Consider the following 12,376-nt stretch of genomic DNA (forward strand, 5'->3'; position numbering starts at 1 on the left):
GTTAGCGGTCACTGGGCCCGAAGGCCAGCGAAAACGTACGGGGACGGAGCTTGTCGCCCCTACTCCGCCGCCACCGGCGTGGCGTCCTTGGCGGCCTGGAGCTCGGCGGCCTTCTTCTCGACCAGCTCGACGATGTGGTCGATCATGCCGTCGTTGGACTGCTTGTGGTCGGGCTTTCCGGCCATATAGACCATGCCCGCCCCGGCCCCGCCGCCGGTGAAGCCGATATCGGTCATCAGGGCCTCGCCCGGGCCGTTGACCACGCAGCCGATGATCGACAGCGACATCGGGGTCGAGATGTGGGCCAGCCGCTCTTCCAGGGCCTCCACGGTCTTGATGACATTGAAGCCCTGCCGCGCGCACGACGGGCAGGCGATGATGTTGACGCCCCGGTGGCGCAGGCCCAGCGACTTGAGGATATCGAAGCCGACCTTGATCTCCTCGACCGGATCGGCCGCGAGCGAGACCCGGATGGTGTCGCCGATGCCGGCCCACAGCATCGAGCCCATGCCGATGGCCGACTTCACCGTACCGGTGCGCAGGGCCCCGGCCTCGGTGACGCCCAGATGCAGCGGGCAGTCGATGGCCTCGGCCAGCTGGTAGTAGGCGGCGACGGTCATGAACGGGTCGGACGCCTTCACCGAGATCTTGAACTCGTGGAAGTCGTGGTCCTGGAGGATGCGGGCGTGGTTCAGAGCGCTCTCGACCATCGCCTCGGGGCAGGGCTCGCCGTACTTCTCCAGCAGTTCGCGTTCCAACGAGCCGGCGTTGACGCCGATCCGCATCGAGCAGCCATGGTCGCGGGCGGCCTGGATCACGTCGCGGACGCGGTCGGCCGAGCCGATATTGCCCGGATTGATCCGCAGGCACGCGGCGCCAGCCTGGGCCGCCTCGATGCCACGCTTGTAGTGGAAATGGATGTCGGCCACGAGCGGCACCCGCGCCTCGCGGGCGATGGTCTTGAACGCGGCCGTGCTGTCGGTGTCGGGGCAGCTGACGCGGACGATGTCGGCGCCGGCCTCTTCCAGCTGACGGATCTGCTCCAGCGTCGCGGCGGCGTCGCTGGTCAGGGTGTTGGTCATCGACTGGACGGTGATCGGCGCATCGCCGCCCACCTCGACATTGCCGACGCGGATCTTGCGCGATTGCCGGCGCGTGATCATGCGCCAGGGACGGACGTGCGTGTGGTCTGCGGCCATGGGTCTAATTTAGAGGGTGTCGGGGGCGAACTGAAGGGCTTCGCCTGCCCCTACCCCGATTTCCCCAGGGAGATTGGGTTATTGTTGAGGCTTGGGAGCCGCGGGCTTCGACGCCGCCGGCGCGACGGCCGCCACCGGGGCCGCCACGGGGGCCGCGGGGACCAGCTTGCTCAGCGCGGTCTGATTGGCCTGCAGTCGTCCGGTCAACACGCCGTTGCCATAGACCTCGAACACCGCGGGGTCCGACACGTCGGCCGTCAGGCCGGGCGTGCGCGGGGCGCGGTAGGACTCGCCGGCCGCCAGGGCGCGGGCGAAATAGACTTGGCCGTCGGCGCCGCGCACCACCAGGGTCGCGGCCTTGCGGGCTTGCAGAATGACGCCCGAGCCTTCGGCGGGCGAAGCGCCCAGCACCGCGCCCTTGGGCTTGAACGATCCGCCCAATGTGAACTGCGTGCTGGGATCCACGACGCCGGCCCTGGCGTCGGCGTCGGCGCGGGCCTTGGCGGCGATCTTGGCCGCGTCGACCGAACCGCCATTGGCGGCGGCGTCGTCGAGACCGGGGGTCTTGTAGGGTTCGGGCGTGGTCGACTCGACCGGGGCCGGCAGCGGCGCGCCGAGGGCGACCTGGCTGTTGCCGACATGGGTGGCGACCTGGCTCGAGGTGGTGTTCTGCGCCACCTGCGGCGGCGGCTCGTCCTTGGCGATGGCGCGTTGGGCGACATTCCACAGTAGGATGGCGCCCACGACCAGGATGCCGCCGGCGAAGATCAGGGCCAGGCGCGGGTCGCGCTCGCGGCGCACCCCGATCGGCTCGCGCAGCTCGGCGCCATCGTCCGGCGCGTCATTCTTGAAACGGGCCACGGCCGCCTCGGCGTCCAGGCCCAGCAGGGCCGCATAGGCGCGGACATAGCCGATGGTGAACGGGCGCGAGGGCAGGTCCTCGATGCGCAGGTCCTCCAGCGCCTCGATATAGCCCTGACGGATGCGGGTGGCGTCGGCGACGTCCTGGGTGGTCAGGCCGCGAAACTCGCGCGCGGCCTTCAGGGCCACGCCGATATCGGCGCCCTCGTTCAGAGAGGGTTGGGCGACGGCGACCGGCGTATCATCCGTATCGGCGTCGGAGACGAGATGCAGACGTCTCACGTTGCCCGTATCCAGCGGCATGGTTGACTAAGAGCCCCGAAATTCGCGCCGCGCGCGAAGCGCGACACACTCCCCCGCTTCGTGCGACACGAAGCTTTTAACGTCTGTTGTGGATATCAAACTAAGTAGCCGGATTCAATGTACAAAACAGTGACGCTTGGCTAACGGCCAGGCTGTCGTCACACCGCCACATACAGCTTTCGGGCCAAGGTTTCGATTTCGCCGCGCAGGGAGCCGCTGGTCCCCTTCAGCAGGGCCTCGACATTTCGCCGGGCGGCCTCGCGATCGCACGACAGGACCATCTGCTTGACGGGTCCGATACCGGCCGGCGGCATGGACAAGGCCTCGAAACCCAAGGCCACAAGGGCGAAGGCCTCCAGCGGGCGGCCAGCCATCTCACCGCACACGGACACCGGGGTGCCGGTGTCGGCGCAAGCCTGCTGGATGGTCTTCAGCGCCCGCAAAGCGGCCGGCGACAAGGGGTCGTAACGGTCCGACACCTTCGGATTGCCCCGGTCGGCGGCGAACATGTACTGCATCAGGTCGTTGGTGCCGACCGAAACGAAGTCGGTCATCGGCAGCAGCGCGTCCAAATGCCACAGCAGCGACGGCGCCTCGATCATCGCGCCGACGTCCAGGCGGGCCGGCGCGGGCCGTCCGCGCTTCAGGGCCCACGCCACTTCCTGGTCCACGAACGAGCGGGCGGCGCGGAACTCGTCGACATTGGCGACCAGCGGGAACATCACCCGCAGCGGCCGGCCGGCGGCGGCCTTGATCAGGGCGCGGATCTGCATGCGCAGCAGGGCCGGACGGTCCAGGCCCATGCGCACGGCGCGCCAGCCCAGGGCCGGATTGTCCTCGCGCTCCAGCTCCATGTACGGCAGCAGCTTGTCGCCGCCGAGATCGAGGGTGCGGAAGGTCACCGGCATGCCGTTGGCGGCTTCCAGAACCTTCTCGTAGAGCGAGGTCTGGGCCTCCAGGCGCGGCAGCTCCTCGGCGACCATGAACTGGAACTCGGTGCGGAACAGGCCGATGCCCTCCGCCCCCGTCTCGGCCAGGATGTCGAGGTCGACGGCCAAGCCCGCGTTCATCAGCAGGGTGATCTTGGCGCCGTCCTTGGTGATCGGCGGCGTGTCGCGCAGGCGGGCGAACTCGGCCTTGCGCTGGGCGCGGACCTCCATCCGCGCCTTCAGCGCCTTCACGACGTCCGAGCGGGGACGCAGCCAGGCCTCCTGGGTCTCGGCGTCGACCACCACGGGGTCGCCCTCGCTGACCCGGTCGCGCAGGCCAGAAAGTCGGCCGACGCAGGGGATGTCGAGCGCCCGGGCCACGATGCCGGCGTGGCTGGCGGCCGAGCCCTCCTCCAGGAGGATGCCCTTCAGCTTGGTGCGGTCGTATTCCAGCAGGTCGGCCGGACCCAGGTTCCGGGCGATCAGGATGGCGTTGTCGGGCAGGACGCGCACGTGATGCACGTCGCCGGACAGGTGGCGCAGCAGCCGGTCGTTCAGGTCTTCCAGGTCGTGCAGGCGCTCGCGCAGATACGGGTCGCGGGCCTGGCCCAGGCGGGCGCGGTGCTCGGAGCGCACCCGCTCGACCGCGGCTTCCGCCGTAAGACCGGAGCGCACCGCCTCCTGCAGGCTGCGGTTCCAGCCCCGGTCGTGGGCGAACATGCGGTACGTCTCGAGCACCTCATAGCTGGCCCCGACCAGGCCGTGCTGGCCTTCCAGCATCTGGTCGATCTGGGTCTGCAGGGCCTCGATCGCGTAGGAGAGACGGGCCTCCTCGGCCAGGGCGTCGTCGGACAGCAGGGTCTCGGGGGCCACCGGCTGCTCGTGCAGCACGGCCACGCCATAGGCCAGGCCCTCGGCGAAGCGCGAGCCCTTGAGCCGTTCCGGCTTGTGCGGCGCCAGCTCGACGTCCTTGAGCTCGTCGGCGCCCAGCAGCTCGCTGGAGCTGACCATCTCGGCCAGCACCATGGCGATGATCTGGAGGTCCTCGACCTCCTCCTCGTCATAGTTCCGCTCGGTGCGATTCTGGACAACCAGCACGCCAATCGCGCGACCGCCGCGCAACAGCGGCACGGCCAGGAAGGCGTGGTAGGGATCTTCGCCCGTTTCCGGGCGGTACGAGAACTGCGGATGGCTGGCGGCGTCCGACAGGTTCAGCGGCCGGCCCAGGCGCATGGTCTCGCCGACCAGGCCTTCGCCCGGCTGCAGTCGCGTGACGTGGACGGCTTCGCGGGCCAGACCTTCAGTGGCGAACAGTTCGAGATCGCCTGAAGCGCGGCGCAGGTAGATCGAGCAGACTTCCGCCACCATCGAGATGGCGATGGTGCGCACCACCATGTCGAGCTTGGCCTGGGCGGGCCCGCCGCCGGCCATCGCCTCGCGAATCTGCCGAAGCAGGCTGCGTGGTCCTCGAACGGCCATGCCGGATGCCGCCATGTCGTCTGCGCGCGCTCCCTACCCGAAAGACGGTCTAGCCCAGCTTTGAGCGCCAGGGGTTAAGACCGCTCCCTCTACCTAGATGGGGGCTATAGCAGATTTCGCCCGCGTGAAAGTCGCCGCGGACAACCGAACGTCGATAAGGTGTGGGAGCACGAAAAAGCGTCGCCAATGTCCAGGCAGACCGGCGACGTGAAAAAGCGCCACCCGGCTTTGGCCGGGCGGCGCAGTCGGCACACTAGAGGGGGATCGGAACCCTAGCGGCGATAATCGGGGCGATAGCCGTAGGCGTAGCGGTCGTCCTCGCGGCGGTCGTAGCGGGCGTCGTGACGCTCGTGGCGGCGACCATCGCGGTCATAGGCGTAGCGGCCGTTGCTGGCGTAGCGGCTGTCGCTGTACCGGCTATCGCTGTAGCGGTTGTCGTAACCGTAGCGCGGAGCGGTCCGATACGACTGGCTGTAGCGACGGTCGTACTTGTCCTTGCCCGTCGTCGCGCCCAGGGCCGCGCCGGCGACCGCGCCGATGACGACCGCGTCGCGCTTGCCGTCGCCGATCGCGGCGCCGGCCAGACCACCGATCACGGCGCCCAGGATGGCGCGCTCGGTCTTGTCGGCGGCGAAGGCGGCCGAGGCGGGGGCCAACAGAGCGCCGGCGACAGTGACGGCGATCGCGGTCTTGGTGAACTTGCCGATGGTCTTCATGGCAGGACTCCTAACTTCCGGAGCGTCGCCCCCTTTTCTCGACATGAGATGGGCGGCGCTGTTGTCAGGAGTTGTAGGACCCCGCGCTTGAACCTGATCTGAACCGCGCTGTTCAGATTGGCGTCATGTTGCGAGAAGGCTTTAGCCCGCCGCCAAGGCTTCTTTCGCCGGCCGGTGCAGCCGCACCGACCACAGCACGCCGGCCAGCATCAGCACGATCGCCGCCGTCTCCAGCCCGCGCGGCCAGCGACCTTCGTGCAGGAAGCCGTACAGCAGGGCGAACAGGGTCTCGAACACGATCAACTGGCCCGACAGGCTGAGCGGCAGGAGACGGCTGGCGGCGTTCCAAAGGCCGTTGCCGATCACCGAGGCGCCGATGGCCACGGCGAAACTGACGATCCAGAACCAGCCCCAGGCCGCCGGCGCGTGGACCTTGCCACCCAGCAGGAAGGCCGGAACCACCAGGACCAGCGACAGCAGGCCGGTGGCCAGACCCGTGAGCAGCGACCACTCGTGGCTGTTGAACTTCGGGGTCGCGGCCAGCCGGCGGGCGTTCCAGACGGCGTAGGCGGTCCACATGGCCAGGGCCAGGGTCGCGCCCAGCACGCCGACGACCTGTCGGCCGATGCCGACACCCTGATTTTGCGTGAACACCGAGACGTTGATGCAGACCCCGCCCGCCGCCACCAGCGCCAGCGGCGCGACGAGGTGGCGAAGCGCGACGCCCTCCCCCCGCTTGGCGCCCACGAGGGTCACGGTGACGGGCAGCAGGCCGATGATCAGCGACGCCAGGGCCACGCCCGAGCTCTGCACCGCCACCGACAGGCCGACATAGTAGATCAGGTTGCCCAGCAGGCTGAGGGCGGCCAGATCGCGCCAGTCCCTGCCGGTCATCCTAGCCATCACCGGCCGCCAGACCGGCGCCAGCAGCAGGGCCGAGGCCAAGCCGTAGGCGATGTAGCGTCCGGCCGTCATCTGCAGCGGCGTGAAGGCGTCCAGCAGCTTCGGCGCCAGAAACACCCCGCCCCAGAAGGCGCCGGCGACCAGACCGCACAGCAGGCCCAGAAGGAGTTTGCGGGAGGTGTTCATACGGTCCGGATTAGCAGGCCGCTCGAACGATCGCACCCCCGCTCCGCGGGCGCGGTCAGGGCGTGACCCATGCCGCGCAATAGAACGAGATCAGCCGTGCCCCGGCAGGGCCAGGGGCTCGTCGGCGTCGGCGACCAGGCGGCGGGCCTGTTCGAGGGCGGCGTCGATGTCGCTCTCGATGAACTCGACCTCCAGGTCGGTCAGCGGGTGTGGCGCGGCGACGACATTGCGCAGATAGGCGCGCTTTTCCGGCTCGGTCATGGTCCACCAGCCGACGGTGTGGCCCTCCTCGATGACGGCGTCGCCCATGGCCAGGAGGTCGTCGGTGTCGAAGATCGGCTGGCCGGGCTTCTCGGGGAACCACTGGCCGTCGTCCGGCAGGGCCTTGTCCAGCTGGTTCAGCAGAGCCGCCAGCCACGGGCTGATCAGCAGCGGCTTCTCATAGCCGTCGCCGAACTTGGCGCGCAGCAGGAGGTCGTAGAGCAGCTCCAGGCCCGCGTCACCGTGGAAGGTGACGGCCTTGGCGTCGGGATCGAACTTGAAGACGTCAGACATGGGGGCTCCGCAGGCTCGCGCCCTCATAACGTCCGAACGCGACGTTTTGTAGAAGGGACCGCGAAGTCCCTTCCACTAAAGCGCTTAAAGCTGGTCCAGCCCGTAGGCCGCGTGCAGGGCGCGGACGGCCAGTTCGGTGTAGGCCGCGTCGATCAGCACGCTGATCTTGATCTCCGAGGTCGAGATGACCTGGATGTTGATGTTCTTCTCGGCCAGGGCCGCGAACATCGACTGGGCGACGCCCGCGTGGCTGCGCATGCCCACGCCGATCACCGACACCTTGGAGACGTCCTCGTCGACCGCGACGGCCTCGAAACCTATCTCGGCCTGGGCGGCCTTGACGATCTCGACGGCGCGGGCGGCGTCACGCTTGCCGACCGTGAATTCCATGTTGGCGGTGTCGGCGCTGCGGGCGCGCGACTGCACGATCATGTCGACGTTCACATTGGCGTCGGCGAGGCGGCCGAAGATCTGCGAGGACACGCCCGGATGATCGGGCAGGCCCAGCAGGGTGATCTTGGCTTCGTCGCGGCTGTAGGCGACGCCCGAGACGATGCGCTTTTCCATGATTTCTTCCTCGTCGCAGACGATCGTACCTTGTCCGGGCGCTTCCCCCGGTTCGACGAAACTCGACAGCACCCGGACGGGGACGCGATGGGCCATGGCCATCTCGACCGAGCGGGTCTGCAGCACCTTGGCCCCCAGCGAGGCCATTTCAAGCATCTCTTCGTAGCTGATCTTGGCCAGGCGCTTGGCCTTGCTCTCGATCCGCGGATCGGTCGTGTAGACCCCGTCCACGTCGGTATAGATGTCGCACGCCCCCTTCACCGCCGCGGCGATGGCCACGGCGCTGGTGTCGGAGCCGCCCCGGCCCAGGGTGGTGATGCGCTGCTTGCTGGTCACGCCCTGGAAGCCGGCGATGACGGCGATCTCGCCGTCGGCGAAACAGGCTTCGAGGTTCTCGGGCGGGATGTCCTCGATGCGCGCGCTGCCGTGCGCCTCGGTCGTGATGATCGGCACCTGCCAGCCCAGGAACGAGCGGGCCTTGTGGCCCATGTTGCGCAAGGTCATGGCCAGCAGGCCGGCCGTAACCTGTTCGCCCGAGGCGACGACGGCGTCGTACTCGTCGTCCGATTCCGGAAGACCTTGCGCGGCGCGGCCGGCGCCGTCGGTCCAGGCGACCAACTCGTTGGTCTTGCCCGACATGGCCGACACGACCACCGCCACTTGCTTGCCCGTCGCGACTTCCGCGGCGACCAGGCGCGCCACACGGCGGATGCGCTCCAGGTCGGCCACCGACGTGCCGCCGAACTTCATCACCAGACGTGACACGTCCTCAGTACCTCGACACTTGGTTATTTCTTGCGCCCGCGCGGCCGGATCACTCCCCCTCGCGCAAGCCCGCGCCTTCTAGCGGGGGGATCGCGCAACGGCAATGTCGCGGAGGTGTCTTTTTTCTCCGATCGTGGCGCGAAAAACTCCCCGTGGTAGAGGAAGGCATGACTCAAGCCGCCGCCCCCTCCTGGAGCATCGACCCCGCCGACGTGGCGCGGTTCTCGGCCATCGCCGCCGAATGGTGGGACCCGAAGGGCAAGTTCGCGCCGCTCCACGTGTTCAATCCCTGCCGCCTGGCCTTCATCCGCGAGCAGGCCCTGGCGCGGTTCGACCGCGACGCCTCGGCCCGCGCGCCGTTCGAGGGCCTCTCCCTGCTAGACATCGGCTGCGGCGGCGGCCTGTTGAGCGAGCCGATGGCGCGGCTGGGCTTCGCCGTCACGGCGGTCGACGCCTCCGAGAAGAACATCAAGACCGCCGCCGCCCACGCGGCCGAGCAGGGGCTCGAAATCGGCTATCGCCCCGCCACCGCCGAGCAGCTGCTGGCCGAGGGCGCGGGGCCATTCGACCTGGTGCTGACCATGGAGGTCATCGAGCACGTCGCCGACCCGGGCGAGTTCCTGCGCACCTGCTCGCGCCTGCTCAAGCCTGGCGGGCTGATGATCGTGGCCACCCTGAATCGCACCCTGAAGGCCCTGGCCCTGGCCAAGATCGGCGCCGAGTACATCCTGCGTTGGGTGCCGCCGGGCACCCACGAGTGGAAGCAGTTCCTCAAGCCCGAGGAGCTGCGCGCCTTCCTCGCCGGCGAGCCGGTCGAGATGCAGGGCCCGTTCGGCGTGGCCTATAATCCGTTGACTGGCCGCTGGAGCCGCTCCGGCGACGTCGACATCAACTACATGATGACCGTCACCAGAGATTGAGTCACAGTCGCCTGACGTTTGTCGCGTGAGGCTTCCGATGATTACGCTCCTGGCCCTGTTGCTCACGACCAGCCTGCCCGGCCCCATCTCGGGCGACTTCGACCACGATGGAAAGCGGGACACCGTCCAGATCGTCCGTGAAGGCCGCGACGTCTATTTTCTGGCGGTCAAACGCGGCGCGGACCCGGCGATGCCGGTTCGGGTGGCCCTGCACCTGGCGCCGCCCGACTACATGACGACCGCCGACGCCTCGCGTGTCACGGCCACCGCCTGCGGCAAGGGCTATGGCAAGAAAAGCGACCCCTGCCCTCGCCCGACCGTCGAGATCGTCAAGGGCGACCTGCTGCTGGGCCATGCCGAAGCGTCCGAGGCCGTGATGAAATGGGATGGTCGCGCCTTCCAGCTTGAGTGGCTGACGGACTGAAACGGGAACCTCGCCCTCGCCCAAGCTTTTGATCTCCGCAGGGACTTGAACCCGGATTGGCGCCCCGTGTCGGTGGCGGACGTCGATCCGTTCTAGAGGGAACGGAGAGAACCATCATGACTTCCAAGACACTGGCCGCATTGCTCGCGACCACGATGGCGTGCGGCGCGATCGCCCCCGCCTTCGCCCAGGACTCGGCCTACCAGCGGAGCCTGCAGAACTACGACAACCAGCGCGCCAACTATTATGAGCGCGTGGCCGAATATCAGTCGCGCCAGGAAGCCTATGAGCGCGACCGCGCCAACTATGTGCGCACCCGCGAAGACTATGATCGTCGCTACGGCCGCGGCGCCTATGACCGCCGCTATCCCAGCTACGCCGAGCGCTACCGGGTCGCCCAATACCGCGACAGCGCCGCCTACTACGCCGAACAGGCCGAGTTCGAACGCAGCCGCGCCACCTACGAGCGCGCCCGCTACGACTACGACCGCCGCAACGGCGAAGGCGCCTATGACCGCCGTCACCCGTCCGAGGCCGACCGCTTCCGCGTGAGCGGGACAAGCTATGTCAGCGGCTATGACGCCAACCGCGACCAGTGGGAGCGCGATCGTTCGCGCTATCTCGCCGCGCGGAGCGACTATGACCGTCGCCGGGGCGCGGGCGCCTATGACCGCCGCTATCCGGGCGAGGCCAGCCGCTATGCGGCGCCCTACGCCGGCGCCTACGGCATCGACACCAGCGCCAATGTCTCCTACCCGAGCGACTGTCGCCAAGACGCCAAGCGCAACGCCACGGTCGGCGGTGTGATCGGCGCCCTGGCCGGCGCGGCCCTGGGCTCGAACGTCGCCGCCCGTAACGCCAGGCCCGAGGGCACGGTGCTGGGCGCCCTGGTCGGCGCGGGGGTCGGCGCCGCCGTCGGCAACGCCTCGGCCAAGTGCGACACGCGCGGCAACTACTACAGCTACGACCAGACCCAGCCCTATCGCTACAGCGACGGCCGCTACGCCGAAGCCAGCGAACGCTGCCGCCTGGCCCCCGCCCCGACCGAGTACAACGGCCGGGTCGAGACCCGCTATGTGCGCGTCTGCCCCGACGCCGACGGCCGCTATCGCGTCGAAGGCTGACCTGAGAGCGTAAGAGCTTGGCTGATGGTCGGCTGTCCGACTTTCTGGCAACCGCCTGTCAGCCAAGGCGTTTACGACGCGAGGGATCTCAACAAGAACAATTTGGAGAGCTCGCCATGCGCGCCCGCCTGAAAGCTATCGTCCTGGCCACCGTTGTCGGTTTCACCGTCAGCTCCGTGGCCGTCACCGCCGCCGACGCTCAGCAGCGTCGCGAGCGCATCCTGGTCTGCAACAAGTCCAAGGCCAAGAACGGCGCCGTCATCGGCGGCCTCGGCGGCGCCCTGCTGGGCAACACCGTCGCCGCGCGCGGCAACAAGACCGAAGGCGCCCTGCTGGGCGGCGCGGTCGGCGCCGTGGCCGGTCACGAGATCGGCAAGAGCAAGAAGAAGTGCCACTACGAGTACCGCTATCGCTAAGGCCTAGCGGTCGTGGAGGCTAAAGGGGGCGCCGGATGCAGATCCGGCGCCCTTTCTCGTCATCGTCAGACGGTCGCGCCCAGGCTGGCGAGAAGCTCGTCCAGCTGCGCGAACTGCTCGGGCAGCGCCTCTTCCGCGCCGGCCGACTCGTCGAAGGCTTCCTTCGAAGGATAGTGCTCGTGAAGGACCAGCCGCGTCTTGCCGCCTTCTTCCTCCTCGAAGGTCACCGTGGTGACGCCGCCATTTTCGCCTTCGTCATTGGTCCAGACCAGCCGCGATAGCGGCGTCACTTCGAGATATTTGCCGTGGAAGGCCATGGCGTTTTCCGCGTCCTTTCCGAACACGATGCGATAGCCCCCGCCCGTGCGGACATCCATCTCGCAGGACAGCATGGGCACGCCGATCGACTTCGGCGCCCACCAAAGCTGGAACAGCTCGGCCTTGGTCCATGCGTCGAACACCAGACGGACCGGGCCGTCGAAGATCCGCGTCACGACCAGGTCGCGATCAGACGTCCGCTCGACCGTCGTGCGGCCGTCACTCACTCTTTCGCCCATCGGCTTTTTCCTTTCGTTTCAAGGCTTCGATGACTTGGTCCAGCGCGTCGAAACGCGAGCTCCAGATCCGGTGACGCTCTTCGATCCAGGCGATCTCTTCCTCGAACCCGCGCCCGCCGAGCTTGCAGGTCCGTACGCGCCCGACCTTCTCGGTCGTCACCAACCCGGCCTGTTCCAGGACGCTGACGTGCTTCTTCATGCCCGTGAGGGTCATGTGGAACTTGTCGGCAAGCTCCGTGATCGAGGCGTCCGAGCGTCCAAGCTGCTCCAGAACGCCGCGCCGGGTGGCGTCCGAGAGCGCGGCAAACGAGGCGTCGAGGCGGGCTGTCACATACTGAACCATTAAGTTCAGTGTTAGCGCGTGAGCTCCCGGCGCGCAAGGGGGTATGGAGCGTCGGCTATGGGTGGTGAGCGGGCATGTCCTGCGTCCTTCGAGGCCCGCTGTGCGGGCGCCTCAGGATGAGGAATTCAT

Annotated in this window: 13 protein-coding genes; 4 read left to right on the forward strand and 9 right to left on the reverse strand. The window is 68.1% G+C overall.

What is annotated here, in order from left to right; genetic code table 11:
* Positions 1–59: 59 nt before the first annotated feature.
* The 7 genes from ispG to AC1RRV_RS20630 form a co-directional block, all read right to left on the reverse strand.
* Entirely contained in the window at positions 60–1,199 is a 1,140-nt protein-coding gene (gene ispG, locus AC1RRV_RS20600) for a flavodoxin-dependent (E)-4-hydroxy-3-methylbut-2-enyl-diphosphate synthase (protein WP_492861520.1), read from the reverse strand.
* 78 nt (positions 1,200–1,277) lie between these two features.
* A complete protein-coding gene (locus AC1RRV_RS20605; protein WP_492861521.1) occupies positions 1,278–2,363 on the reverse strand; it encodes a helix-turn-helix domain-containing protein in 1,086 nt (361 codons plus the stop codon).
* Between the two features lie 158 nt (positions 2,364–2,521).
* Positions 2,522–4,786 (reverse strand): phosphoenolpyruvate--protein phosphotransferase, encoded by a 2,265-nt coding sequence (gene ptsP, locus AC1RRV_RS20610; protein ID WP_492861522.1) that lies wholly within the window; start codon positions 4,784–4,786, stop codon positions 2,522–2,524.
* A 257-nt stretch (positions 4,787–5,043) separates the two neighbouring features.
* A complete protein-coding gene (locus tag AC1RRV_RS20615) occupies positions 5,044–5,487 on the reverse strand; it encodes a YMGG-like glycine zipper-containing protein (RefSeq protein ID WP_492861523.1) in 444 nt (147 codons plus the stop codon).
* A 141-nt stretch (positions 5,488–5,628) separates the two neighbouring features.
* A complete protein-coding gene (locus AC1RRV_RS20620) occupies positions 5,629–6,576 on the reverse strand; it encodes a DMT family transporter (RefSeq protein WP_492861524.1) in 948 nt (315 codons plus the stop codon).
* A 90-nt stretch (positions 6,577–6,666) separates the two neighbouring features.
* On the reverse strand, positions 6,667–7,131 hold the full coding sequence (locus AC1RRV_RS20625; protein ID WP_492861525.1) for a hypothetical protein: 465 nt from the start codon (positions 7,129–7,131) through the stop codon (positions 6,667–6,669).
* 84 nt (positions 7,132–7,215) lie between these two features.
* On the reverse strand, positions 7,216–8,463 hold the full coding sequence (locus AC1RRV_RS20630; protein WP_492861526.1) for an aspartate kinase: 1,248 nt from the start codon (positions 8,461–8,463) through the stop codon (positions 7,216–7,218).
* 167 nt (positions 8,464–8,630) lie between these two features.
* Between AC1RRV_RS20630 and ubiG the strand changes: the two genes are divergently transcribed.
* The 4 genes from ubiG (at position 8,631) to AC1RRV_RS20650 (ending at position 11,347) form a co-directional block, all read left to right on the forward strand.
* Positions 8,631–9,383, forward strand: coding sequence for a bifunctional 2-polyprenyl-6-hydroxyphenol methylase/3-demethylubiquinol 3-O-methyltransferase UbiG (gene ubiG, locus AC1RRV_RS20635; protein WP_492861527.1), 753 nt, complete (start codon positions 8,631–8,633; stop codon positions 9,381–9,383).
* A 37-nt stretch (positions 9,384–9,420) separates the two neighbouring features.
* Entirely contained in the window at positions 9,421–9,807 is a 387-nt protein-coding gene (locus tag AC1RRV_RS20640) for a hypothetical protein (RefSeq protein WP_492861528.1), read from the forward strand.
* A 116-nt stretch (positions 9,808–9,923) separates the two neighbouring features.
* Entirely contained in the window at positions 9,924–10,931 is a 1,008-nt protein-coding gene (locus tag AC1RRV_RS20645) for a YMGG-like glycine zipper-containing protein (protein WP_492861529.1), read from the forward strand.
* A 116-nt stretch (positions 10,932–11,047) separates the two neighbouring features.
* On the forward strand, positions 11,048–11,347 hold the full coding sequence (locus AC1RRV_RS20650; RefSeq protein WP_492861530.1) for a glycine zipper 2TM domain-containing protein: 300 nt from the start codon (positions 11,048–11,050) through the stop codon (positions 11,345–11,347).
* Between the two features lie 65 nt (positions 11,348–11,412).
* Here AC1RRV_RS20650 and AC1RRV_RS20655 read toward each other — a convergent pair whose 3' ends face one another.
* Together AC1RRV_RS20655 and AC1RRV_RS20660 are read right to left on the reverse strand one after the other, a co-directional pair.
* On the reverse strand, positions 11,413–11,904 hold the full coding sequence (locus AC1RRV_RS20655) for an SRPBCC family protein (protein WP_492861531.1): 492 nt from the start codon (positions 11,902–11,904) through the stop codon (positions 11,413–11,415).
* On the reverse strand, positions 11,885–12,247 hold the full coding sequence (locus AC1RRV_RS20660) for an ArsR/SmtB family transcription factor (protein WP_492861532.1): 363 nt from the start codon (positions 12,245–12,247) through the stop codon (positions 11,885–11,887). Before AC1RRV_RS20660 ends, AC1RRV_RS20655 begins: the two co-directional genes overlap by 20 nt.
* Positions 12,248–12,376: the final 129 nt, after the last annotated feature.

This window comes from Caulobacter sp. GW821-FHT11E10, from assembly GCF_058808375.1.

Excerpts from the sequence above, each read along its gene's own strand:
- ispG (WP_492861520.1), bottom strand. The coding sequence starts at position 1,199 with ATGGCCGCAGACCACACGCACGTCCGTCCCTGGCGCATGATCACGCGC.
- AC1RRV_RS20605 (WP_492861521.1), bottom strand. The coding sequence starts at position 2,363 with ATGCCGCTGGATACGGGCAACGTGAGACGTCTGCATCTCGTCTCCGAC.
- ptsP (WP_492861522.1), bottom strand. The coding sequence starts at position 4,786 with ATGGCGGCATCCGGCATGGCCGTTCGAGGACCACGCAGCCTGCTTCGG.
- AC1RRV_RS20615 (WP_492861523.1), bottom strand. The coding sequence starts at position 5,487 with ATGAAGACCATCGGCAAGTTCACCAAGACCGCGATCGCCGTCACTGTC.
- AC1RRV_RS20620 (WP_492861524.1), bottom strand. The coding sequence starts at position 6,576 with ATGAACACCTCCCGCAAACTCCTTCTGGGCCTGCTGTGCGGTCTGGTC.
- AC1RRV_RS20625 (WP_492861525.1), bottom strand. The coding sequence starts at position 7,131 with ATGTCTGACGTCTTCAAGTTCGATCCCGACGCCAAGGCCGTCACCTTC.
- ubiG (WP_492861527.1), top strand. The coding sequence starts at position 8,631 with ATGACTCAAGCCGCCGCCCCCTCCTGGAGCATCGACCCCGCCGACGTG.
- AC1RRV_RS20640 (WP_492861528.1), top strand. The coding sequence starts at position 9,421 with ATGATTACGCTCCTGGCCCTGTTGCTCACGACCAGCCTGCCCGGCCCC.
- AC1RRV_RS20645 (WP_492861529.1), top strand. The coding sequence starts at position 9,924 with ATGACTTCCAAGACACTGGCCGCATTGCTCGCGACCACGATGGCGTGC.
- AC1RRV_RS20650 (WP_492861530.1), top strand. The coding sequence starts at position 11,048 with ATGCGCGCCCGCCTGAAAGCTATCGTCCTGGCCACCGTTGTCGGTTTC.
- AC1RRV_RS20655 (WP_492861531.1), bottom strand. The coding sequence starts at position 11,904 with ATGGGCGAAAGAGTGAGTGACGGCCGCACGACGGTCGAGCGGACGTCT.
- AC1RRV_RS20660 (WP_492861532.1), bottom strand. The coding sequence starts at position 12,247 with ATGGTTCAGTATGTGACAGCCCGCCTCGACGCCTCGTTTGCCGCGCTC.